General features: G+C 41.6%; 23 protein-coding genes. 15 read left to right on the top strand and 8 right to left on the bottom strand.

Annotated features, from left to right (window positions below):
• Positions 1–2 precede the first annotated feature (2 nt).
• On the top strand, positions 3–512 hold the full coding sequence (locus QP794_RS21145) for an ABC-three component system middle component 2 (RefSeq protein ID WP_285078749.1): 510 nt from the start codon (positions 3–5) through the stop codon (positions 510–512).
• Positions 509–2,374: an AAA family ATPase gene (locus QP794_RS21140; protein ID WP_285078748.1), complete on the top strand. Its 1,866-nt coding sequence runs from the start codon at positions 509–511 to the stop codon at positions 2,372–2,374. The genes QP794_RS21145 and QP794_RS21140 overlap by 4 nt, the downstream gene beginning before the upstream one ends.
• A gap of 7 nt (positions 2,375–2,381) precedes the next feature.
• Here QP794_RS21140 and QP794_RS21135 read toward each other — a convergent pair whose 3' ends face one another.
• Positions 2,382–2,597, bottom strand: a complete 216-nt coding sequence (locus QP794_RS21135) for a helix-turn-helix domain-containing protein (RefSeq protein WP_285078747.1) — start codon at positions 2,595–2,597, stop codon at positions 2,382–2,384.
• Positions 2,598–2,706: 109 nt separating this feature from the next.
• Between QP794_RS21135 and QP794_RS21130 the strand changes: the two genes are divergently transcribed.
• From QP794_RS21130 to QP794_RS21120, 3 genes are all read left to right on the top strand, one after another.
• Positions 2,707–2,976, top strand: a complete 270-nt coding sequence (locus QP794_RS21130; RefSeq protein WP_285078746.1) for a hypothetical protein — start codon at positions 2,707–2,709, stop codon at positions 2,974–2,976.
• A 203-nt stretch (positions 2,977–3,179) separates the two neighbouring features.
• Positions 3,180–4,214, top strand: coding sequence for an ROK family protein (locus QP794_RS21125; protein WP_285078745.1), 1,035 nt, complete (start codon positions 3,180–3,182; stop codon positions 4,212–4,214).
• A 166-nt stretch (positions 4,215–4,380) separates the two neighbouring features.
• Positions 4,381–5,580 carry an MFS transporter gene (locus QP794_RS21120; protein WP_285078920.1) on the top strand — a complete coding sequence of 400 codons (1,200 nt, stop codon included), beginning with the start codon at positions 4,381–4,383 and terminating at the stop codon, positions 5,578–5,580.
• A gap of 590 nt (positions 5,581–6,170) precedes the next feature.
• On the opposite strand, the gene QP794_RS21115 is transcribed toward QP794_RS21120, so the two are convergent.
• The 3 genes from QP794_RS21115 to QP794_RS21105 all read right to left on the bottom strand — a co-directional run bounded on the left by QP794_RS21115 (position 6,171) and on the right by QP794_RS21105 (position 9,451).
• Positions 6,171–7,625: a serine hydrolase domain-containing protein gene (locus QP794_RS21115; RefSeq protein ID WP_285078919.1), complete on the bottom strand. Its 1,455-nt coding sequence runs from the start codon at positions 7,623–7,625 to the stop codon at positions 6,171–6,173.
• A 72-nt stretch (positions 7,626–7,697) separates the two neighbouring features.
• Positions 7,698–8,792, bottom strand: coding sequence for a HAMP domain-containing sensor histidine kinase (locus QP794_RS21110; RefSeq protein WP_285078744.1), 1,095 nt, complete (start codon positions 8,790–8,792; stop codon positions 7,698–7,700).
• Positions 8,777–9,451 carry a response regulator transcription factor gene (locus QP794_RS21105; protein ID WP_285078918.1) on the bottom strand — a complete coding sequence of 225 codons (675 nt, stop codon included), beginning with the start codon at positions 9,449–9,451 and terminating at the stop codon, positions 8,777–8,779. The genes QP794_RS21110 and QP794_RS21105 overlap by 16 nt, the downstream gene beginning before the upstream one ends.
• Before the next feature lie 961 nt (positions 9,452–10,412).
• Here QP794_RS21105 and QP794_RS21100 point away from each other — a divergent pair.
• Together QP794_RS21100 and QP794_RS21095 are read left to right on the top strand one after the other, a co-directional pair.
• Positions 10,413–10,814: a hypothetical protein gene (locus tag QP794_RS21100; protein WP_285078743.1), complete on the top strand. Its 402-nt coding sequence runs from the start codon at positions 10,413–10,415 to the stop codon at positions 10,812–10,814.
• A 76-nt stretch (positions 10,815–10,890) separates the two neighbouring features.
• Entirely contained in the window at positions 10,891–11,571 is a 681-nt protein-coding gene (locus QP794_RS21095) for a DUF4367 domain-containing protein (RefSeq protein ID WP_285078742.1), read from the top strand.
• A 122-nt stretch (positions 11,572–11,693) separates the two neighbouring features.
• Here the strand turns inward: QP794_RS21095 and QP794_RS21090 are convergent, their stop codons facing one another.
• Complete coding sequence (locus QP794_RS21090) at positions 11,694–12,863, bottom strand: peptidase M56 (RefSeq protein WP_285078741.1); 1,170 nt, start codon at positions 12,861–12,863, stop codon at positions 11,694–11,696.
• Positions 12,864–12,878: 15 nt separating this feature from the next.
• Positions 12,879–13,079 (bottom strand): BlaI/MecI/CopY family transcriptional regulator, encoded by a 201-nt coding sequence (locus QP794_RS21085; RefSeq protein WP_285078740.1) that lies wholly within the window; start codon positions 13,077–13,079, stop codon positions 12,879–12,881.
• A 382-nt stretch (positions 13,080–13,461) separates the two neighbouring features.
• Between QP794_RS21085 and murD the strand changes: the two genes are divergently transcribed.
• On the top strand, positions 13,462–14,793 hold the full coding sequence (murD, locus tag QP794_RS21080; protein ID WP_285078739.1) for a UDP-N-acetylmuramoyl-L-alanine--D-glutamate ligase: 1,332 nt from the start codon (positions 13,462–13,464) through the stop codon (positions 14,791–14,793).
• Between the two features lie 261 nt (positions 14,794–15,054).
• Positions 15,055–15,288 (top strand): DUF3953 domain-containing protein, encoded by a 234-nt coding sequence (locus tag QP794_RS21075; protein WP_285078738.1) that lies wholly within the window; start codon positions 15,055–15,057, stop codon positions 15,286–15,288.
• Positions 15,289–15,521: 233 nt separating this feature from the next.
• On the opposite strand, the gene QP794_RS21070 is transcribed toward QP794_RS21075, so the two are convergent.
• The gene (locus tag QP794_RS21070) at positions 15,522–17,282 is read right to left on the bottom strand and encodes a methyl-accepting chemotaxis protein (protein ID WP_483311934.1); all 1,761 of its coding nucleotides are present in this window, start codon (positions 17,280–17,282) and stop codon (positions 15,522–15,524) included.
• Between the two features lie 269 nt (positions 17,283–17,551).
• Between QP794_RS21070 and QP794_RS21065 the strand changes: the two genes are divergently transcribed.
• The 4 genes from QP794_RS21065 to QP794_RS21050 all read left to right on the top strand — a co-directional run bounded on the left by QP794_RS21065 (position 17,552) and on the right by QP794_RS21050 (position 20,571).
• Positions 17,552–18,403: an aldo/keto reductase gene (locus tag QP794_RS21065; protein WP_285078737.1), complete on the top strand. Its 852-nt coding sequence runs from the start codon at positions 17,552–17,554 to the stop codon at positions 18,401–18,403.
• 78 nt (positions 18,404–18,481) lie between these two features.
• Positions 18,482–18,709 carry an XRE family transcriptional regulator gene (locus QP794_RS21060; protein WP_285078736.1) on the top strand — a complete coding sequence of 76 codons (228 nt, stop codon included), beginning with the start codon at positions 18,482–18,484 and terminating at the stop codon, positions 18,707–18,709.
• A 244-nt stretch (positions 18,710–18,953) separates the two neighbouring features.
• A complete protein-coding gene (locus QP794_RS21055; RefSeq protein ID WP_285078735.1) occupies positions 18,954–19,850 on the top strand; it encodes an AraC family transcriptional regulator in 897 nt (298 codons plus the stop codon).
• A 232-nt stretch (positions 19,851–20,082) separates the two neighbouring features.
• Positions 20,083–20,571 (top strand): NUDIX hydrolase, encoded by a 489-nt coding sequence (locus tag QP794_RS21050; protein WP_285078734.1) that lies wholly within the window; start codon positions 20,083–20,085, stop codon positions 20,569–20,571.
• A gap of 721 nt (positions 20,572–21,292) precedes the next feature.
• Here QP794_RS21050 and QP794_RS21045 read toward each other — a convergent pair.
• The gene (locus QP794_RS21045) at positions 21,293–22,144 is read right to left on the bottom strand and encodes an aldo/keto reductase (RefSeq protein WP_285078733.1); all 852 of its coding nucleotides are present in this window, start codon (positions 22,142–22,144) and stop codon (positions 21,293–21,295) included.
• 171 nt (positions 22,145–22,315) lie between these two features.
• Between QP794_RS21045 and QP794_RS21040 the strand changes: the two genes are divergently transcribed.
• Together QP794_RS21040 and QP794_RS21035 are read left to right on the top strand one after the other, a co-directional pair.
• Positions 22,316–22,765: a MerR family transcriptional regulator gene (locus QP794_RS21040; protein WP_285078732.1), complete on the top strand. Its 450-nt coding sequence runs from the start codon at positions 22,316–22,318 to the stop codon at positions 22,763–22,765.
• Between the two features lie 352 nt (positions 22,766–23,117).
• Positions 23,118–24,110, top strand: coding sequence for a phosphotransferase enzyme family protein (locus tag QP794_RS21035; protein WP_285078731.1), 993 nt, complete (start codon positions 23,118–23,120; stop codon positions 24,108–24,110).
• Positions 24,111–24,265 lie beyond the last annotated feature (155 nt).

The following is a 24,265-nucleotide window of genomic DNA, read 5'->3' as shown; positions in this document are numbered from 1 at the left end:
TAATGATTAATGAGGAAATAAGATATGGTGAGGGATATAATTCTCCATTTGAGGTTGGATTAAGGACTTTAGCAATCGTTGTTGTAAATTCACCAAGAAGTCTTAATCTTCAAAGGCTTATTTATTATGATTACTTAATTCTGCACTCTAATGATGTTGGTGTAAAAAATTGTCCACCTTCGTTACATCCTGATATTCCTCATAGATCAGGTGGCCTAGTTGTTAGAAGACAAGCAATGCAAGTCGGTTTAGATTTAATGTATAGTAAGAGCCTTATAGATATCATATTTAATAATGAGGGAGTATCATACGCAGCTTCTCATTTAACAGAACCATTTCTTGATTTAATTATTTCTAATTACAGCCATAAACTTAGAAAAAATGCTTTATGGGTTATGAATCATTTCTCAGAATATTCAGAAGAAGAACTCAAGATTTTCATTGAAAGCAACATTGAAAAATGGGGCGGAGAGTTTATGTATGAGGCATATGTCAGGAGTGGTGTTGAATGACTACTAAAGGCTTTTTTATTAGTAGATTGCGTCTAATCAATAAGAATGGATTATTTTCAGAGATTGAGTTTAAAAAGGGCTTGAATGTCATTGTTGGACCTACTAACACGGGGAAATCTTTTATATTTGAATGTATTAACTTTATGTTTGGCGGTAAAGATGTACCTGATCCAATTGAAGAAGTTGTAACAAATGACTATGATCTTATTCTTTTAGAATTAGAAAACACAGAGGGACGTAATTATACAATAGAAAGAGATATAAAAGGGAAAAGTGTAAAAAAATACAATTGTTCTATAGATGAAATACATTATGGGGTAGAACCTGAAATCCTCTCCACTAGACATAGTAAGAATAAGGAAAGTATTTCAAATTTCCTTATGTCTTTATCGGGTTATCAAAACACCGATTTATTTATTAAGAAAAACAAATTAAATAAATTAAATAGATTTACATATAGAAATTATAATGATTTCATCCTAATAGATGAAATTGATATAATCTCTAAACAGTCGCCAGTTCATTCAGATAATAATAAAACTAAAACATCAGAGGAATCTGCTTTCAGGTTGATTCTAACTGGAAAAGATGATAGTAGTTTGACAGAAGATAAAGATCTAAACAGATTAGATTCAACGCATTTAGTACAGATTGGGCTATTAGAAAAATTAGTTGATGATTTGGAATTGGATATACCGAGAGTCCCAGAAGAAACAGAGATAAACTTAGAAGAAAAAATAAAAAAATTAATTTCAAAAAGAAGTGGAATTAGCTCTGAGATTGAAGAGTTATCTGATTCAAGGATTACTTTGTGGAGGGAGATTCAACAAGTTAATTCAAAAATATTGTCAACGACAGAATTATTAAATAGGTTTTATTTGCTAAAAAAACAGTATGAGACAGATATAGATAGAATACACTTTCTAATAGAAGGAGATCATTATTTCTCTTTATTAAGTGTTGAGAGATGTCCACTTTGCAGCCAACAGACGAACAAATCTGAACTAGATTGTTCCCATTTTGAAGTTGAGCAGAGGAAAGAATCTTATAAAATTGAGCTTAATAAAATATTGATTCATCTTGAGGATCTAAAAAATACAATTAGTACAATGAATGAGGAATTAGAGATTTTAAAAAAGGAATTGTACGAAAAAGAAGCTAGCTATCAAAAATTAAGTAGAATACTAGATGAGCAATTAGCACCTCAAAATTATATACTAGAAGAAGAATTGCGAAGCGTTCTAAAAATGCAGAAAGATATCAACGATCTGAAACAAAAGCATGTTATATTAACGAGATTATTAGATGAGAAAGAGAAAATACAAAATATACTAGGAACAGATGTTGAATTTGACTCAGATAGAAAATCAACTGTGCCAACATTAATTGATCACAATAACAATTATGAGGAGCTTTCAAAGTGTATTAAACATTATTTAGCCGGATGGGAGTATCCAGGCTACGAAGAAATTAGCTTTGATATGAAAGAGAAAGATATACTAATTTCCGGTAAGCCCAGAAGGTTATTTGGTAAAGGCTATCGTTCAATATCTTACAGTGCTTTTATATTAGGGTTAATGCGATATTGTAATATTAAAGGTCTTCCACATCCGGGAATAGTGGTGCTTGATTCACCAGTAACTTCTTACAAGGAAGAAGACGAAGCTGAAGATAAAACATCTGAGGATCTTCAGACTAAATTTTTTGAATTTATATCAGAAGATGTTACTTCAAAACAAGTTATTATCTTTGAGAACAAAACTCCTCCAAAACAAGTAATAGAAAAAATTAATTATATTGAATTTTCGAAAATTAAAAATAAAGGTAGATATGGTTTTATAGAGGGGAATTATAGTGAGTAGAATCAGATTAGGAATTGCGAATCTCAATAATCTCCCGTATATCATCAATACCCAGCGCCTCAGCAATCCGCTCAATATGAGCAAAGTTAATGTTCTCTCGTTTACCGGACTGCAACTCACTTAACGCAGCGTGACGGATATCAGACAATCGTGCCAGTTCGCGCAGTGAGATATTATGTTTTTCCGTGAGTTTATGAATATTAACAACGACTTTCTTTGCCATCTCGAATCACTCCTAAAATTTCCATATGGTCTTGACGTTACGCATGAGCGTACCATATACTTTTTGTATATCTGGTACTCTTATGCGTACCAATTTTAGGAGTGGTGACATGACAAGTACCAACAGCGAAGACCTATCTTCGCAGTACGCACAACTCGTTCAACAAGAAGACGATTATGTAGACCAACTGGTCACATGCAACAAACTCATCCTAGACGCCATGGACATCATCGCGAAGCAGGCAGGTGTGCTTGAGATGGATACGGTGAAACAGGCTGCTTATCACCTTCATGCCATGGAACAGGATCTGAACCGAAAGTTATTTAAAGTCCGACTGGAGAAGAGCATCTTAGCGCACCGAATGAGCCAATCTACATAAAATCACATTTGAATAAGGGACAGCTTAGGACCATTTTAGGGTGATCTTAAGACTGTCCCTTTACGTTTTCACCAGCACTATTTCCACCCCTAAATAAGCATTGACTTTCCCCACTAATCCCCCTACACTTCAATTATTAAAATACTTTTAAAAACAATCAGGAATTGTTCTAAACCAATATGGAAGGAGGCGTAAATCTCAGAATGTTACCTACATCACACAACACCCAGCAGGTCAAGCGAATCAATGTGGAACTGGTGAAGAACACACTCAGATCAACGGGTGTGGGCACGAAGTCTTCCATTGCGAACCTGACGAAGCTCAGTGTGGCTACGTGTGGCACCATCCTGAACGAGTTGCTTCAGACAGGAGAGATTATTGATCTGGGTCCGGATGAATCGAGCGGGGGGAGACCTGCCAGCCGCTATCAATTCAATGCCGATTTCGCCAGTGTGCTCTGTCTGATTGTTCGAACAGAGGGCAGCGTTCACTCGATCACGCATATACAGGCCAATCTGAATGGCGAGATCAATAATGAACAGACGCTTACTTTGGATGAGATTACTGTGGCAACGGTGGAAGATTTGACTGCAACGCTGATCGAGCAGTACAACAATGTGCAGGCCATTGGCATCGGGATACCGGGAGTGGCGCACAACGGAACTATTGGTATCTGCGATTTGCCGGGGCTGGCAGGACAGCCGCTAGGGCCGAGGCTCAAGGAGCGCTTTGATGACGTGGAACTCATCATTGACAACGACATGAATCTGACGGTGTACGGATTGTACAACGAGCAGCATTTTGAGGAAGAGAAGAACTTTGCGGTTGTCACTTTTCCGAAAAATCACTTTCCCGGAGCAGGTTTCATCATTGACGGCCATCCTTTGAAAGGGAACACGCATTTTAGCGGTGAGGTGTCCTATCTGCCATTTGGTGTGTCATCAGAAGAACAGCTTCAGCTGCTACAAACTTCTGAGGGACTGCATCATCTTGTGGTCAAGACGCTGGTGTCCATCATGGTGATTATTAACCCGGCAGCAATCGTCATTACAGGGGACACGATGGACCCTTCCATGCTGGATGATCTGACCCGGGGTTGTCTGGATACCATACCACAGGAGCATATGCCGGAACTCATCATTCAGAATGACACACGGCGCGAATATCTTGCCGGGTTGATCGCTGTCACGTTGGAGAGCCTGACCTACCGTATCCAACTGATCGAGAAAAAATGGTAGGAGAGGCATAAATGAACCTGGGTTTATACGTACAAGCGATCGGAAGAGGGACGGCAATCGTAGTGGTAAAGTGTGATATTTTTTTCTGAACTAACAGGAGGTACTTATTTTGAATCAGCAAGCAGGTACAGAAGGAAACAAGAAAAAGTTCAACAAATTGTATGCCATGCAACTGGCGACGATCTTTATTGGTTTTATCGTATTCGGCATATCGGAAAATATTAAGGGACCAGCCATTCCGCGCATTCAGTTTGACTTCAATCTGGATGAGAAACAGCTCGGAACGTTATTGTCCCTGAACGCACTGGGGTATCTGATCGCCTGCTCCTTCACCGCCATCCTGGTGCGTAAATGGGGAATCAAAGCGGTTAGCATCATATCGTTTGCATCGATGATCCTCTCGGGTGTGTTCATTTATGTGTCTCATACATATCCACTCTTTGCTTCATCATACTTCTTCATGTATATCGGTAACGGCATGCTGGAAATTGCCTTGGCAATTCTGGGTGCACGGATCTTTGTGAAAAACACAGGTACGATGATGAACCTGTCCCATTTCTTCTATGGGTTGAGTTCAACGGTAGCGCCTTTGTTGGCGACAGGTGTGATGTCGTTGAGCGTGTTCGGACATGTACTGGATTGGCGCGGCATGTATCTGGTCATGTTGTCCCTCTGTCTGCTGCCGATCATCGCGGCGCTCCGCAGCAAATTTCCAGGGGATGATCTTCCTCATGAAGATCGGACTTCACTCAAGACATTAACACGTGATCCAGCCATCTGGCTGATGGTGCTCATTCTTTCTTTTGGCGTGGTATCGGAACTGGCGGTTGGGGGTTGGCTTGTTAACTTTCTGGAGAAAGCCTATACGTGGGACACGGTCAAAGCATCTGGGCTGCTGTCTGCGTTCTTCCTCAGTTTCTCGTTGGGCAGACTGTTGCTAGGGCCGCTTACGGACCGGATCGGATTCGTATTGTCACTGATTCTGTTCTCTGCTTTTTCCGCAGTATGCACGTTCATCGCGATCGCGGGCGGAGAGGGGCTGGCATTTTTCTTTGCTGTATCGGGAGCGGGTATTGCGATGATCTATCCAACAGTCATGGCATTTATCGCACGCAGATATCCGAATGGCAGTGACACTGCTATTACGTTCGCGGTTACCCTGATGGGGATTGGCAGCGTTATTGGCAACTATGCCATTGGCTGGGTGATTGAGGGCGTGAAGAAGGCGTATGGTGCAACCACTCAGCTGGGGCTATTGCGCGGACTTCAGGCGGGGTATGGATTTATCGGCATATGCGCTGTGATCTGTGCGGCATCTGGAGTGGTGTTGTATGGGTATTTGAAGCGGAAGCAGGAACTGATTTAGATCTCTTTTTAGATAGGTGAATAATGTCGTTGATGAGCAGGATGGTAAAAGAGTATGAAAAAGAACTCCCGAAAACCCACTAGATTCAAGGGTTATCGGGGGGTTCTTTTTTTAGGGTTAACCCAGCGGGCTGGTTTTCATTTCATAGACTTTTTGGAGCGTGACAGCAGCCTCTAAAGAAGCTGCTGTCACGCGGCATCAGGACCAAAAAAGATACGACCTTCATCGTATCTGCAAACAGCAATATTCACGAAAGGTTAATTTGGATGGCATACCAAATACTACGGACGTTATCCCGCTTTTTTCGCATATGCCTACTATGCAGTTTTAAGATGAAACTACAATATAAGTAGTTGCCATTAAAACACATCTCCCTTTGTGTCAGGAACTTGCTTATCGCTAAGCTGTCTACAAAATAACCTATTCTGGAAAAATCAATGCCGATAACCGGATTTTTAGTAATGTGGGTGATCACTTGATAATATGGAAACAAAAATGAGTATTTAAGGAAGCAGCCGATCAACGTAATCGGCTGCTTTCGTTCAACAAACAGGCAATGAGTTTGTTATCCTAGCGTTTGATGACATAGTCTACTGAGGTAGGTCATGACGATCGTTCTTTTTATTTTGAACATAAACGTAATAATAGCAAGTCAAATGCACAACATTGACAAGCGACCATACAACAAGCCATAAGATTGGAGACGACAGAGTCGTCCAGATGCCGAACCAAGGCAGCACGCGTCCTCCGCCGATAAATGTCATCAATGGGGAGAGTGACAAGAGAATTAGGAGCGGGATCATCTTTCCGACGGTTATCAGAATCATTTTGCTGATCGTTAGGCTTGTGTTCCTCCGGCGGATACGAAAATAGGCATAACCGCCCCATACGAGCGTAGCGCAGATCAGCGCAATCATGATCATTTCCAAGTTCTGACCATTCACAAATGAGGTTTCAATCTTCTTCCCCCTCATAATATTCGCGATTTCATTGATAAAAGTCGAGTAATCCACAAAAGCGTTTAAACCAGAATTAAACATTACCGCAATACCCATCTGCTCATCCAAATAAATCTTTTCTTCGGACTTGTATGTCCAGAGAATGCCGCTATGGGAGATCATTCGGCCCCCGGATTCGTCTTGGTCTGCAAGCCAGCCCATGCCGTAGGGACCGATGGCGCCAGCTGCGTGATATTGTTTCAATAGGGTCGGAGAAAGTAGGGGGCTGTGATATTGGGCAAGCATCCATAAGGACATGTCCTCCGCAGTTGAAACAATACCGGCCGGGCCGTCAATGAACCAGAGCGGTTCCGTTTGGCCTACTTCACGTCCCAAAATCAAGTAATGTCCTAGCGGAATAGTTCCATTCCCATAGAATTGCTGCGTCGTGCTGACACTGAAGGTATGGTCCATTCCTAGCGGTTTGAAAATATGGCTGCTCAGATAATCCGAAAAGCGCTCTCCGCTTACGCCTTCTACGAGGTTCGCCAGCAGCACATAATTGGGATTATGATAGCTGTAGACTGTTCCAGGGTTATGGGCAAGTTGCACCTCGGTTAACAACCGGTTCACTTCATGCAAGGTTTGGAATTGCGGTAATCTCGTCATATCGGGATTTATTTTGTCATTGAGGCCACTGGTTTGATTCAATAACTGGCGGACTGTGATGTCATGAACGCGAGGATCCTGTGGAGATTGCGCTGGAAAGTAAGAATCGTAAGCCGCATCCAGGTCAATCTGTCCCTTGTCCGCTAGCTGCAGCACAGCCAATGCGGTAAAGGATTTGCTTAACGAAGCAATGGGGAAAGGAGTGTCGTTCATAACGCTCTGGTCATCTTCGAATGTTCCATAGCCTTTTGCGTAGTAGACCCCATCGCCCTTGACTATAGACAGTGAAGCAGCCTTGATGTGATTGGCCTTCATGCTCCGATTCATGTATTCGTCAATGTCTTGCAGAATTTGTGACCTGTCAAGGGCTCCCGCGGCGGATACAGGATTTGGCCAAAGAGCACATAACAATAGTAAACAGTTGATTCCAATAAACATTCTTTTTTTCAATTTTAGCATCATAGCACTCCTAGAATTCAAGATAAGGAAATGCTATCAGAACTTTTTCAACTATTTATCAACTTGGATCCCAAAACTTGCAGTAACACTCCCGCCGCCGTAGGGGCCGTTTTCGATCTGCAGGCTCCCAGCATGTTTTTCGCAAAACATCTTGCAAATGTAAAGGCCCAGCCCGCGATGTTCAGTCGCATCCCACACCTCGCCGCGGTAAAAAGGGAGCACAGCCTTGTGAAGTGCTTCATCTGAGAAACCATGCCCGTCGTCTAAGACGGTAATTTTCATGAAGTTTTTCTGAATGTCATAGTGAACGGTCACTTGACTGTTAGCGTATCGAACCCCGTTGGCCACCATATTTTCGAAAATTTGCATGACGATATAGGAGTCCACGTTAATTGCTGCATTATCATATTCCATAGATGATACGAAGGTTTTGCCGGATTGCCTTGCGATTTGTTCGGCACTGCCGTTTAGCAGAGTTGTCAACGAGATGATATCTGTCAGCTGGCGATGTACTGGGACGTCTTCCAATTTCTGAATCGAGTTCATGGCCTCCGCATAGCTCTCCAGACGCACGATGTGAAGATTCATGGTATGGATAAGCTCCAGCACCTTTTCTTCTGACAATTTTTTCTCGGGCAGATAGGCGGCGAGAAGCTCGGTGTTTCCTTTCAACACGGACAGCGGCGTTCTCAAGTCATGGGCGAAAATTGCATTGATTTTTTTGCGATCTTCAGCTGAACGCCATAGTGACCTTACGTTTTTCTCCAATGTTGAGCGCATGTTTTCAAATGCCGTGATCAGCTCGCCCATCTCGTCCCGGCTGTCATAGGAGATACTGAAGTCGAGATCGTTAGCCGAAATTTTCTCGGAGGCTTGCTTTAACAGCTCCAGCGGACGTTTTAGTTTCCATCTGTAAAATAGAATGGCCATGGTGAGAATTCCGGTTGCCACGGTTAGCATAACCGCCGCGACGAGAGAGGGAAGCACCCAATCCGATTCACCGAAATGCAACCGTAGCTTTTCCGCCCAGGTGAACTCCAGAGTTATAACAGCAAGCACGGCAATAAGCGTAACTACGCATAACAGAATAAAAGATTGCCGTAAGGTAAATCGCTTGAGCAGAAGTCCATTCATGAGCTTGGCCATTTGTATCCTACTCCCCAAACGGTCTCGATTCGGTCATCACAGCCGTGTTCCTTTAACTTAGAGCGAATCCGACGAATATGTTCTGCGATTACACTTGCGTCTCCTTGGTTGTTCAACCCCCAAATTTTTTCGTACATGCGTTCCTTTTCGAACACGATATTGGGATGAGTGGACAGCAACTCGATAATGTCGAACTCTTTTTTAGCCAGTGGAATTTGCTTATCTAGGTAATAAAGCTCCCGGGCTGTGTAGTCAATAACCAAATCATTATTAAACCTTACCGAAGATTTGGTGTGAATTCGCTGCTCCCTGCGCAAATGCGCTTCGACTCTGGCCCCCAGCTCGTGAATGCTGAATGGCTTTAGGATATAGTCATCGCCCCCGGCCCGAAATCCAGCTATTTTATCGTTATCTTCAATTCTAGCTGTTAAAAATAAAATTGGACACGATACAAAGTCTCGGATCCTCTCGCATAATTGAAGGCCGTTCTGATTAGGCATGTTGATATCTAGCAAAACAAGATCAGGTTGTTGTTCCACTTTCCTCAGCGCTTCTCTGCTATCCTTGGCCGTTAGGACGGAATATCCGTTAATTTCAAAATAATCGGACAACAACTTTCGAAGGTCTACTTCATCGTCGACAATCAGTATTTTATGCATCAATGCTCAGTCTCCCGTATCCAAATATTTAACTCAGCATAGCAAAGATCTACAAAAATTAAAATCTCAATCAGATTGAGGGATCTAACAAAGGGAGAGGACGTTGGGATACCGATATTCTAACGGCACATGCGGTTGGGGTGAAAGGATCAATGGCAATCCAATTGAATTGGTTGGGTTTTGCCGCTGTAAGCATAGCTTTACTTCTTGCCATCTTCCTATTTAGAAAAAAATGAGCTGTATGAATGGATATATGTGGTAAAATACAGGGGGAATATCAATACAATTAAGGAGGCAACAAATATATTATGGTTAATGACCTATACCGAAAAATGGGTCCTTTCTTTTTGAAGAATAGAATAATTCAGTTAGCATTTCAGTTTTTGGTTTCAGCGACCATCGGGGTTATATATGCATTGATGATTGTTAATGAAACTATTAATGAATATATTCAAAAAATATTGCCGAGTAACGATGGACCTGATCTTCATCAATATTTGCCCATTGTGATTACTGTGTTCATTTACTCGTGCTTCATTCAAAAGAAACAAAGATATGTTCTGGAAAAAATCTCATTCAGCTGTCTTCATATTTTCATTGCAATACTAAGCTTTATTTCTTCTTTTATCGTTATATTGATGGTTCAATTCCCATTGATGAATTAATACATCAATACGCTTACGGGAAAGGGTAGTTGAATTAAAACAAAAAGGCAGCCGATCAATGTTGGACTGCATCTCCGATTGCCAAGTGGTATCTAACAACAATTGGAGTGTAGTTCATTTGTGGTCGGCTAGATGCTCATCTGCCCTACTAAACTGATCCGAAAATCACTTCGAATTTTCGTATCTTTTTTGCAACTTATTCAGGAATAATTTGACCTGTGTGACCAATTTCATGGATATCTAAGAGCTAGATGGAAATAATTTGTTTTAGTAGTCTAACCTGGAGGTGAATAAGTATGTTACTAAAAATATTTTTAAATGTTGCTGTAATAATGCTGATCACAGGAATAACGCAGCCTACAAATTTATTTGAAGAACATCATGTTCAATCTCATCCATTAACTCCGATATTAAAACCTACAGAGGCTAAAAATGACTTGGAACTAAAATCAACAAGTTCTAGCAAACCAGTACAAGATCCGGATCTAAGTCCACACTTAGATCCGGATAAATTCAGATTTAATGCTCAGATATCTACAGAACATGGTACTTTTGCATGGGCAGAAAAACAGACAATTTTCAACGAATCCGAAATAGCCCTTGAATTAAATCAAATCAACGATAAGACTAAACAATTAATGATTCCTATGTTTGGATCGGTATACCTCAGAGTAGATGATGACGCTGGAGAGAGTTAGAGAATAACATTTAAGCTGATCAACTCGAATGATGGCGGAGATCTCAGAGTAACCGACTCTGGGATTTTTTTTGTTTATGGATAGGTTAGTCAAGAAGGAATTACTTTCACTGATTTACTTTATTAAGGTAAAAGGAAGAATAGTTGAATTAAACAATGACATAATATTACCAAAAAATTTGGAGGGAATGCCTTTGCCTAGATGGATTGTTTCATTAATTTTTATCTTTACGCTTTCTGTTGGAATTAACAATGACCTACTCATCGCATCAGCTAAACATACGCCAGCTTTTTCAAATGTTGAATTGGAAAAGCTGAAAACTGTTGCAGATTTCAAATTACTTGCACCGTCTTACTCAGTTCAAAGCTACAAATTAGAAATTAAGGAACCATATCCGTTTGTTCTTAATCAAGCAGTTTCAAAAGTTAGACTTCATTTCTTTGATAAATCAGGACAGACCTATTTGTTTGGAATTGAAGAACATAAGGCGGTTGGATATAAAATAAACCGAGTTGTCACTAACATCGATGTTCGTAATCGAACAAGTACAACAAGAACTATAGTCGAAGAATTTAAATTTAATGAACGTGGAGAGAAAATTAACATAAACGGAATCGAAGGGCGATTTGAACCCTGGGCTAACCATATACCAGGAGGATACCTACGATGGGTACAAAAGGATACTTTCATTGAAATCGACAGCGGAGAGTTAACTAAAGAGGAAATGATCGCGTTAGCAAAATCAATGTTGAATTGAACCATATCACAAAGTAACGGCGAACTATATTGCAGAAGATTACATGAAAAGTCCCTCTCGAAAAATGATAGAGAGGGGCTTGCGTATTCAGTCTATTTCCGAGTAACGTTCTCCCCTCGGACCTATTGCACAGGAGCTGAAATTATAGCTTTCAGGTTGTCTTCCTGGTACTTGTCCATGCTAGAGAAAATGGCAGTGTAATAAATATCGTCTTGTTTCCACAAGTAATAAGGCAATTTCACTTCTTTTCTGGATGCGAAGTAAACATGGTTCTTGTCTTCATATGCGGAAATTTCGACGCCATTAATCTTCAGCAACCGAGTGAGCGAGAGCTTGGACGTGTCAAAAAGCGGCTCCTTGCTCTGATAAAGTGAGAAATTATCGTTTACCTCATAGATTGAAGAATTAAGCGGTGCGTAATAGTCTGTCCATAGAGCGTCCGTCGCTTGTCTGAACGCATACCTGGTATTCTGATCGTCGGCTTTAAGCAGTATTGAACTATTCAGATTAAGCCCGGGCAATTCGGAAGGGATTTTCACCTTAAAGCCGAGAATGTTCTTCGCTGCAAGCAAATCCTTTTCGTCATAAAGAGGAAATGAATTTCCATCTCCGTCGTAGCGGACATGCTGAACTTGCTGCGGTAAAACAAAGGATTGCACCATTTTTGTGAGCTCTTCTTGCGAGATGTGCTCGCTATAATAATTGATTGCGTACCAAAAACTGTCATCCTGCCAGTAAAAGCTTTTCCCTGTTTCTGGCCTTTGTTTATAGCGTCTTTTATCCGTGAATAAAGTGCCTTTGACATTGCCAATCGTAACAGCTTCCAGCAGGTATTCAGAAGTGTCGTTAGCCCCCCGCAATTGATTGTGCTCCAACAAATTGCCATTGCCTTTGGAGGCTTTCACCTCTATGCTTTGTTCATTTTCCGTGCCAAAGTTAGCAACGAAAGTAATGGATGCTACATCAATAAGATCGACATCGTTGGGTTTGGAGAAATTTTTATCATATAATATATTCTCAAACTGATAACCTTCAGGAAGATAATCGGGTACTTTATAGTTATACTTCGGAAAATCGAGTGCCCGATCGAGACTACTAAACCATCTAAACGAATCGCTGTACCCAGGGGAAAACCCTAAATTATGGTTAGCTGCTTGGGGAGCAGTATCTAGCTCGGCACTCTTCCTAGCATCCGACGCATTATTGAGCAAGATGGCGCTCAAGACAATAACCAAGAGAATAGTAACGACGGATAGCTTGTATGAACCTTTCTTAAACTTGGTGATCATCATCGTTCCCGTTTCGCTTCATATTGTTGTCCCCCAAATGAAATAGGCTGATTTGAGGAGAGGCTTGTTGAGAATAGGTTTTAATTTAATTGTCTGATCTGACCATTGCATATTATGGGTTAATTCGGAAATGATCTCATTGATGAACAAAGGCTCCTTTTGCCAGAGGAGCTTCATCACTTCGCTTTCGGTCTCGGAAATGTGTGGAGACTCATGCATCGAATTCACCTTCCTAATTTTTCTTTGTTACCCTTGTGAACGGTATGTAAAGTTTACGATTGTAAACGTAACATGTCAAAGAGTAAATCGAACTCTCCGATACATAAGAAGTGTCCTTCACAGTCACAGTTGCAGAAAGGAAAGTGGTATGGATTTATTTCCTAATAAGGAAAACCTTAAATTAAAACTTATTTTTACTGATAGATCCGTTAAGCTAAACCGTATCATAACCGCCCTGAACTAACGGAAATGATAACTCAATAATTGAATGAAGGCAGCCGATCAACGTGATCGGCTGCCTTTATTCAATTATTGGATAGGTTGGTTCCAATTTGTGGTATATTTCATGTATTGAAAATTCCTAAGAGGAGGTGCTTATATTATGAATCCTGCGTTTGACACCTATATCCAATCAATGGCCGGTCGGGACGTGACAGTCGTCGGCGCCGGCGTCAGTAACGCACCGCTGATCCGTATGCTTTGCTTGGCCGGGGCGCGCGTCACAGTGCGTGATAGGAACCAGGACCTTCTCCGAGAGGAGTGGGATGATCTGGGGGTTATGTTGCATTTAGGGGAGAATTACCTGGATCTCGTCGGGGGAGACATAGTGTTCCGTACACCGGGCATGCGCCCAGACCATCCGGCGCTGGATTCGGCCCGCGCGGGCGGCAGCCGTGTGACCAGCGAGATGGAGGAGTTCTTCGCGCTGTGTCCATGCCCCATTTTCGGTGTGACCGGTTCGGATGGGAAGACCACCACCACGTCCCTGATTGCAGACATGTTGGCTGACGGAGGACGTACAGTACATCTGGGCGGCAACATTGGCACGCCACTGCTGACGCGCGTGGGTGAGATGTCACCTCTGGATGCGTGCGCGGTTGAGCTGTCCAGTTTTCAGCTGATGGGCATGACTCGCTCACCCCATGTAGCGGTGATAACCAACCTTTCGCCCAATCACCTTGACTGGCACCACGACATGGATGAATATACCGCCGCGAAGCGCCGCCTATTGGATTTTCAGACTGCTGCTGACTTTGCCGTCTTAAACGGGGATAATCCGGCGACTGCTGCACTGCGCGGACGGGGGCGGACCAAGTATTTCGGCGGGCATACTGTTCACGACGGGGTGATCGACGGTCTTTTACCTATCAGTGACATCCGTTTACCGGGGTGGTACAACGTAGAAAACGTGATGGCTGCCATGAGTGCTGTGCGGGGGACCGTGTCAGATGAGGCAATACTGGAGACGGTGCGCAACTTTGCGGGCGTGGAGCATCGAAACCAGTGGGTGGCAACGGTGTGCGGTATCCAATATTACAACAATTCAATCGGTTCCAGCCCCGCTCGCACCGTCGCCACGCTGCACGCTCATGAGGGCCGAGTATTGCTGATCGCCGGCGGACGAGACAAGAAAGTACCGTTTGACGAGGTAGCTAGGCTACTGCCTGATCATGTTAAGGTGTTGCTGTTGATCGGCGAAGCGGCAAGTCAAATCGAGGCTGCAGCGCGTAAAGTGCCGGGCTACCCGCCTATTATCTACTGTGAAGGCCTGGGCGAAGCAGTGGCGCAAGCGCACAAGCTGGCCTCCCCGGGAGACACTGTGCTGCTTAGTCCTTCATGCACTGCGTTTGACCAGTACCGTAACTTTGAAGAGCGCGGGCGTCACTTTGTAGATTTGGTTGAGGCGTTGCACCGGTCAGAGGGAAAAGATTAAACAAGACACAGGGGCCTTCGGGGAAATCCTGTTTGCCTCTAACAATTATTCATTTAATAACGAGAAACATTAGTTTATTAAATGCAAGGAGATAACTCGTTAGTGAGATAGTGTTGGCAACTTTGTCTTCTAACGTGCCACCATTAAGCTATAGCAGCTAATCGCTTGTCAACATTACCAGTAAGTAATCGTTTGGTATAATTAAGATAACTGCTTACCAAAGCAAGAAATGAGCGCTTAACATTAAAGGGGGCATAGGCTTTGTTAATTTTTTTGCGGATACTATTTTCAATTATCGCAGTAGCAATAGCAGGTTATGGAATAATGTCAAACAATTTTGATTTTCAACCATTTATGATTCTAGCTTTAGGGTTATCAATGTTAGTGATGGGGCTACAAGAATTTAAGCAAAATAAAAAGCGGCAAGGTTGGTTAATGATGATCATATTTGCATTTTCTCTATTCGTATCTATACGAGGTTTTATGATGTTTTAGAGAATTTCAGTAGAGAAGTTCAGTAAAAGGGAAATTAAAATAAGAAAGCAGCTAATCAATTGTAAACTGCACCCCTGTTGTAAGATACCATCTAGCAATGGGGGTGCAGTTTACGTGATCGGCTGCCTTTGTTCAACTAACTCAGGTTAGTTCATAACTGCAAGTTTACTGCATTGGGAGCTTAAAATGAAGTTCCTGTTAAATATTGAATCTGCAGTTGCAAATTGTAGAGTTTAATATTTAAATTGGATTGTCAAACGCTCTAACTTCTGTGACATATCCGACAAGGTTGTGGCTAGACTCGTAATTTGCTCCATTGAAGCCAGTTGTTCTTCTGAAGATGCAGCTATATTTTGTGAATTGTCTGCAGCTTGAAGCGCAAGATTGGAGACTTTCTCTTGACCCGCTGTTATTTCCTGTACACTTGCAGTTATCTGCTGTGTAACACTGGCGAGTTCTTCCGTTTGTTGCGCGATAAAGTTTGTGGACCCCACAATTTTGTTGAACTGTTGTTCTGTCTCACTAGCAATCTGTATGCCTGAGTCGACGTCCTGTTTAACTCGTTCCAATGTTTTAAGAGATTGTTCTATATCTGTACGCATATCATGAATCAACGTGGAAATCTGCCCGGATGACTGATTCGATTGTTCAGCAAGTTTTCTTACTTCTGAAGCAACTACGGAGAAACCGCGGCCTTCTTCTCCTGCACGGGCAGCCTCAATCGAAGCATTTAAAGCCAGAAGGTTAGTCTGGTTTGCGATATCCGTAATGGCATGTAGCATTGTACCGATCTGCTGGCTGCGTTCATCAAGCATCCTCATGACTACATCGGTTTCATTAACGGAATGGTTAATCAGGTTCATTTGCTTCGCTGTGTGTTCTATGGCAGTACTACCTATATTCGCTAATTCCATCGCATCGACAGAAGAATCAGCAATAGTTGATGAACTTTCCGCTATTCGCTGGATACCAATTGATATTTCCTCGAGTGAGTTGGTTGTTCTTTGAAGCATCATTTGTTGCTCTTGTGCAACGACTGCTGATTCTTGGATCGAAATGGTGATATTCTCAGTTGCTTGACTGGTGTGCTCTGCTCCAAGGTTCAATTCTTTGGAGGATGAAGCTACTTGCTTTGTGGAGAGATCGACTTGTTTAATAAGATATCTCATGTTTTTAATCATTTCATTAAAGTCTTTAGACAGCTCACCTATTTCATCTTTGGACTTCATTTTGACTTCTTCAACGGTCAGATCACCGTCCGCAACTGACTTCAGTCGCTTTGCGATCATAAGGATAGGCTTCGTTAGACGCCCTGAGACGATGCTGACGATAACTGATCCGAGAACAACTGCAATTGCCGTAACCATTATTACAAGATAAAGAACTTGCGTTGCACCGCTGTTGAACTCACTTAAATATGCACCTGAACCGATGATCCAGCCCCAATGTGGATCCATTTCAACATATGAAACTTTCGTTTCTACTTCACCTGTATCGGGTAGAGCCCACTTGTAGGTGACAAATCCCCCTCCGGCTGATCCAACCTTAACAAGCTCTTTTCCCAAATACACGCCATCTTCCGTTACGACATCTGTCAAATCCTGACCTTCATTGGAAGGATTCATCACGGAATGAGCACCCTTATCAACTGCCCATGGATATCCTGTTTCCCCTACAGTATATTCACTTTTTACAGGCCGCTTATTATCTGCATTTTTTTCACCGAGCAGTTCGACGCGGAGTTTTTCCTGTGCTTGCTCCAATGTTAAATCTCCGCTCTCTACTTGCTCATTGAGGAGGCTAATCATGCCAATAACCATATTCACACTATTTTCAAGTGCTGCCTTGCCTGATTCATTCATTTCATTTTTCGAAACCGTATACGAAGTGAACCCTATCACGATCGTGGGCACAATTAGTATAGCCAAGCATAGAGTGACTAACTTTGTTCTCAAAGATCTCATTTTTAGTATGGATACAATCTTTGTTTTCACTGTATTTCCCCCTCAACACAACAATTTACAGCTCCCATAACTTCAATAGTTAAAATTTAAAGTAAAAGTCTGTACATAATATATCGAAAAAATATACTGTAAAATGAAGTCCTTGATCTATGCCTTTCCTCTTTCTAAATCCACTTGACCTACTAAAAACATTACGACTGGGAGTTTGTGTTAGTTTTTGTTTTTTGTATAGCAATAAGTAATAGCAAAAAAATGTTAGGATATGAATAAGTTATCATTATTGTTAGGAGGTTTTGTAGATGCTATATCGTAAGCTAGGTAACACGGAAGTAAGCATTCCTGTTATAGGTCAAGGGACTTGGAAATATGGTGAAGATAAGCAGAAAGAAAAAGAGGAAGTTGAGGCGTTGCGTTTTGGTTTTAGGAATGGACTTAATCTGATTGACACTGCTGAAGAATATGGGGATGGAGGAGCAGAGAAAATTGTTGGTCAAGCCATCCATGGTATTAGAGATGATGTTTTTCTTGTGACTAAAGTCTCTGCAAAAAATTGTTCTTACAAAGGTGTCCTTAGAGCGGCAGAGGCAAGTTTAGAACGCTTAAAAACAAGCCATATTGATTTGTATTTACAGCATTGGCCTAGTCAACAACATGATGTTTCAGAGACGATGGGTGCTATGGCTGAATTAGTCAATAAGGGATTAGTCAAATATGTTGGTGTGAGTAACTTTAGCATTCAATTAATGAATGAAGCTCAGTACCATTTAGGAACGGTGCCTTTAATATGTAATCAAGTACCGTACCATTTAAACGATAGAAGCATAGAGAATCAGATTTTACCCTTTGCAGAAGAGAATGGGATCACAATTATGGGATATTCACCCTTTGGATTTGCTCCTCATATACACACATTTGGTATGAAAGGCTTCCCTGAAGTGGGCTCAATAGAAAGAAATATATTGAACACAATAGGGGACAAGTACAGTAAAACAGCATATCAAGTTGCATTAAACTGGGTTTTAAGAAAGCAAGGATTAGTTACGATCCCGAAAGCTGCGAACAAGGAACACATCGTTGATAATCTAAATGCCTTAGGATGGGAATTAGAAAAAGATGATATTGACCAGATTGAGAATCACTTCCCATTTTGAAAAAAAGGAAGTATATTCATGCTGTTAATGGACTACGCTTAAGGTTAAATGTGATCTTATGAAGGAGGGCATCGCTTTTTGAAATTTGAACTAGGACGTTGCTTACTGAATGAACGATTGATGGAATCCGGAAAGTCAGCAGAATGGCTGGCAAAAGAATTACTTTTTAAACCGGAACGAGTTTACGACTTTATTGAAAACAAAAGAGTGATGCCACTCAAAATTGCCATATCGATCGCCGATTCCGTCGGTTGTGATGTTCGTGCCTTGTATGAGTTAATTCCGAATGATTATGAAGTAAGGTGAGATTAATGGAATAGTGGTAGGTTGCAAGCATTAAGGCTACATATGTGATTCATTAAGCTAACGGGCAGGTTAGCATAAAAGATTATCTTAACGTTCAGAATTACCTTCAATAAGTACATCTTTGCGTTATATTGTAATTAATTATTGGAATCGACATGAATTCTCCAAGGAAACTTAATTGTGCACAAATAGTTGCGAAATGAAAACGTAGCATAACTATACTTCTGTTAAGAGGAGGGATAGGATGGATTGGCTTATGAGGATGAATCGGGCGTTGGATTACATCGAATTGAATCTAACCGAAAAGATCGAATTGAAGGAAGTTGCTCAATGTGCTTGTTGTTCTTCACATCAGTTCCAGAGAATGTTCTCATTCATTACTGAGGTGTCTCTTGCGGAATATATAAGGAGAAGACGGCTTACACTCGCTGCAATTGAATTGCAGAATAGTGATATAAGAGTTGTTGACATTGCTATAAAGTATGGTTATGAATCTCCAGTTTCTTTCGCAAGGGCTTTTCAATCGTTGCACGGTGTTAACCCAGCAACGGCTCGAGAAGAAGGGACAGCTCTCAAAGCCTATCCTCGGCTTTCCTTCCTTATTTCAATTAAAGGGGAAAAGGCTATGAACTACCGTATCGAGACAAAAGAATCCTTTCAAGTATTCGGAATTGAAAAAGTGTTTCAACTAAGCGGAGTAGATACTCCAGCAGAATTATGGAAGCAAAGCCATGCTAACGGCGAGGTTGAAAGGCTTTCGGACAATGCAGGCGATTTACCAGCGTTTTTAAATCAGGACTATCATAAAGTGCATGCTGTTTGTAGTTGCAAAAAAACAGATGAGAATAGTTTTTTGTATATGCTGTCCGCATTTAAAGGGGATTCAAGTAAAACTGATGGGTACACAAGTATAACAATACCAGCTCAAACATGGGCGATTTTCCCATCTGATCTGTTCACATGGAATAAATTTGATGAAACAATTGAGACATTATATAAACGCTTCTTCTCCGAATGGCTTCCTACTGCTGGATACGAACAGGTCGATGGAATGGAATTTGAGATTACAGGAGGTAAAGACGGGCTTAATTTTGTTGAGCTATGGTTTGCAGTAAGGAAAATAAATAAGGTGATTGTATAAGAACGTCTTCTTTTTTAATTAATTAAATCAAAATTTTTTTCAGCTAACGGGAAACTATAATTGATTAAACGACGAAAATGAAGCTGCCTGTGTTGGACCGGCAGCTTCATTATGTTAACGGGCAGGTTAGTTCAATCATGTCGAGAGTACCTCATAGTAACTCACAAAGGCAGGAAAGGATGCAAATCATGTGGAATAAATATACAACTTTATCTTTTTTGGAGGTTGTAAAATGGCGTTTCCGACACATATTGTATCTGCAGGCGGAATTGTTGAAGATGGAACTGGAAATATCCTTTTAGTAAAAGCCCATGACGATGGTTGGGTATATCCTGGTGGGATAACTGAAGTGGGAGAAAACCTGATTGATGGTGTGATTCGTGAAATCAAAGAGGAAAGTGGAATAGACGCCACGGTTAGCCATTTAATTAGTGTTGTTTCGAATACAGCAATCCATAAGTGGTACGACGGTGTGACTGATGTCCCTACGAAGGTCATGTTTGATTTCGTGTGTAAAGCTGTGGGTGGAGAGTTAGCTACTTCTAATGAAACGAGCGAATGCAGGTGGGTTCCAAAGGAAAATGTTCTGGATTTGATTACTTTACCTGGAATCCGCATGCGTTATGAAGCTTATTTGAACTTTAACGGCTCTGTGAATTATATGGAGTATGTCACTGCGTCAACAACAGAATTTAATGTCAAGCTTCAAAGGAGTGTTTAGTTGTACAAGGGATCGTGTATTGAACTAACGGGTGACGAGAGTTGAATAAAGAAGAGAAGGCATCTGGTCAGAGCGATCAGTTGCCTTTTTTAAGCTAACTGGCAGGTTAGTTCGAATGTGATTTCACTGCGCTAGATCACTAGAACGAACTGTGTGGTAAAATATAGGAGAAGTATTCAAAAATATTGAGGAGGCAACAAATATATAATGTTCAATGACCTATACCGGAAACGTGGTCCATTCCTTTTGAAGAATAGAATAATTCAGATAGCATTTCAGTTTTTTATTTCAGCGTTAATCGGAGTTATATATACATTTATGATCATTGATGAAACAATAGGTGGATATATTAATAAAGTATTACCGAGTAAGGATGGACCGGATCTTCATCAATATTTCCCCATTGTGATCACTGTGTTAATTTACTCATACTTCATTCAAAGAAAAGAAAGAATTTTTCTAGAAAAAATCTCATTCAGTTGTCTTCATATTCTCCTTGCAATACTAAGCTTTATTTCTACTCTTATCGTTATAATGATGGTTCAATTCCCATTGATGAATTAATACATCATTACGCTTACGGGAAAGGGTAGTTAAATAAAAACGCGAAAGCAGCCGATTTATGTAATCGGCTGCTTTTTGTTAAACTAAGGGGCAGAAAGTTGTCCTTTCTTTCTTAATAAAAGAGTTTAAAACGTGATGAGTTTCGGTCGATCAAGGTTTACAAATCGATTTTCCAGTTTCCCATCATCTTGGCGACTTCGGGATCGCGGTACGATAAGAAAAGACTTTCCCGCGTATCGAGGGTGGAAATTTGTTCGATATCGTCCGCGCTCAACTCAAAATCAAAAATGTTGAAGTTTTCGACGATCCGCTCTTTTTTTACCGATTTTGGAATTACAACGACTTCATGCTGAACCAGCCAACGCAACACGACCTGGGCGACAGACTTATTGTGTTTTGACGCGATCGATGTCAGCACTTCGTTGCCGAACAGGTTGCCCCTTCCTTCTGCGAATGGTGCCCACGACTGGTGCTGCACTCCCTGCTCCTTCATAAAAGCACCATTCTCAATCTGTTGATAAAACGGGTGCGTTTCGACCTGGTTAACGGCAGGCACGATTTGATTATGCACGATAAGGTCCATAAGACGGTCGGGTAGGAAGTTGCTGACACCGATCGCCTTGATTTTACCTTCGCGGTACAGGTCTTCCATCGCACGCCAAGCGCCGTAGTAATCGCCGAACGGCTGGTGAATAAGATATAGATCGAGATAGTCGAGCTGTAGCTTTTTTAAGGATTTGGAAAAAGCCAGCTTGGCGCGCTCGTAGTCGGCATCCTGAACCCAGAGCTTGGTCGTAATGAACAGCTCCTCACGCGGTATGCCGCTGCGCTTGATCGCGCGTCCGACCGCTTCCTCATTCAGATAACCGGAGGCGGTGTCGATCAGACGGTAACCGGCCATCAGCGCTTCATATACGGAGTTCTCACATTCTTCAGCATCTGGAACTTGGTAGACACCAAAGCCGATGATCGGCATTTTCACACCATTGTTTAATGTTACGATTTGCATTGTAATTCCTCCTAGGGTTTAAGTGTAAAACAGCAAACGGCGCGTATCCCGGGAATCGGGCACTGCAACGCTAATTCCACATACGGCTGAATTTGCATTACAATAAGCTTAGAACCTTCGTGCTACACGAAGGCAAGCGTCTTATAAATTTTTTTTCAAGGAGGGTTTCACATGCATACGGTTAAAGAAGCCGCCAAGATAACGGGACTCACTGAGCACGCCGTGCGTTTTTACACGGATAAGGGCCTGGTGCCGAGCGTACAGCGCAATCAAAACAACATTCGGATGTTCAACGATGAATCGATCAACTGGTTGCATGGCGTAAAATGTCTCAAGCAATCCGGGATGCCAATTGAATTTATCAAAAAGTATATAGATCTATGTCTCGAAGGGGACTCGACCATCCCGCAACGCTTCGCACTCATGATGGAGCATAAAGAAGCGGCCCTCGTTCAGCTAGAAGAAGCCAAACGGCATATTGCACACTTAGAACAAAAGACCGTGCTATATCAGGCCATTTTGGACCAACGCACTCCAGACACAACCAATCCTGGTAACTGGGACAAAATTCAACATATGCATGCGGATGTATTTTACTCGCCCTCTGTTCATAAGGTGTGAGCGATATTCAAGCACATCAACAGGTTTAGAGAAAACCCTCGGTTTAAAACTCTTGATTGGCTTGCAATGAACAAGATTCATGTCAGTCCAGATTGAACTAAAGGGAAACGTTAGTGGAATAATATACATTAATGAGCAGGTACTTCGGTACCCTGCTCTTTTTATTAAGTTAACGGGCAGGTTAACGCAATAGATCAACCATTTTGGTTGACTGTAAAAAGTTGGATTAGTATGATTGCTATGGAATAGAAAAATCTGAAAGTGGGGCTTTCGCATGTCACCAGGCATTCATTAAATTTAGGCAACAGCAGTGAGTAGGCCATAATTTAATCTTTTTTACTAAGGAGAACTAATGGACCCAAAAATAAAATTATTGTTCTTGGACGAACATGCCGCAGAAGGCGCCGCGCGTTATGGAGTCAGCCAAAAGGAACTCACTTTCATTGGAGGCTTTCAAAACTTTATTTATTCCTATGATCGCGATGAATTCAAATATATTCTCCGTTTCACTCCGAGCACTCTTCGCACGTCGGAAGTACTTGTAGCAGAAATAGATTGGATTCGTTATCTTTCAGAGAGTGGTATATCAGTGTCAGAACCGATTTATTCAATTAATGGAGAGTATTACGAATTAATTCAAGGAAATACAATTGATTTTTACGTAACCTCCTTTAAATATGCACCAGGCTGTAAAATCGGATATCCAGAATGTCTAGGCAATTCTATACTTTATGAAGAGTGTGGACGTATAACGGGCCGTCTTCATAAATTAGCGAAGCTTTACAAGCCTATCAAAGCCAAAAGGCACACTTGGGAGTTTAATGAATACCTTTTACGAGCCGAGGATTATTTGCCGTCAGAATTTCGACCAATCCTTATTGCCCTTGATGAACTTAAAGGACAATTAGCGAGTCTGCCTGTTAATGCGGATAATTTTGGTTTGATCCACGGAGATATTAATGTGGGAAACTTCACGATCGATGAAGCTGGGGGATTAACTCTCTTTGACTTCGATGAGTGCCAGTACAGTTGGTATGTCGAGGATATTGCTATCCAGCTGTATTACTTGCTATATGTATTCGGAGAAGATTCGAAGTTCGAACGAAAGGACCAGTATGAACTTTTCATAAAGCACTTCGAGCTAGGCTATACAGAGGATGGCCGACGAATGCCAGACAACTGGAAGGATTTGTTGAAGCTTTTCCTTAGACTTCGTGAAATCATTGTGATTGTCGGTATGCATCGGAGCTGGAATTTAAGCAAACCAGATGATTGGACCCGCGATTTCTTGCAAGATAGTAGAATGAGGATTACTAAAGGTATCTCGTTGATCGATGAGTTTTGAACCACTAAATGGAGGGTACTCATTGAGCTACGGGAAACAATAGTTCCATTAAACCAAAGGAGGCCGCCGATCAACAGGATCGGCGGCCTTTATTCAACTACCCGGCAGTAAAGTTTAGTTATAATCAACTTTTGTCACCATAAAATAACGTTTAC

It is taken from the genome of Paenibacillus sp. UMB7766-LJ446 (assembly GCF_030226665.1).
Classification (GTDB): Bacteria; Bacillota; Bacilli; order Paenibacillales; family Paenibacillaceae; genus Paenibacillus; species Paenibacillus vandeheii.
The sequence above is the reverse complement of the archived record's forward strand: the minus strand, read 5'-3'. Positions and strand labels throughout refer to the sequence as shown.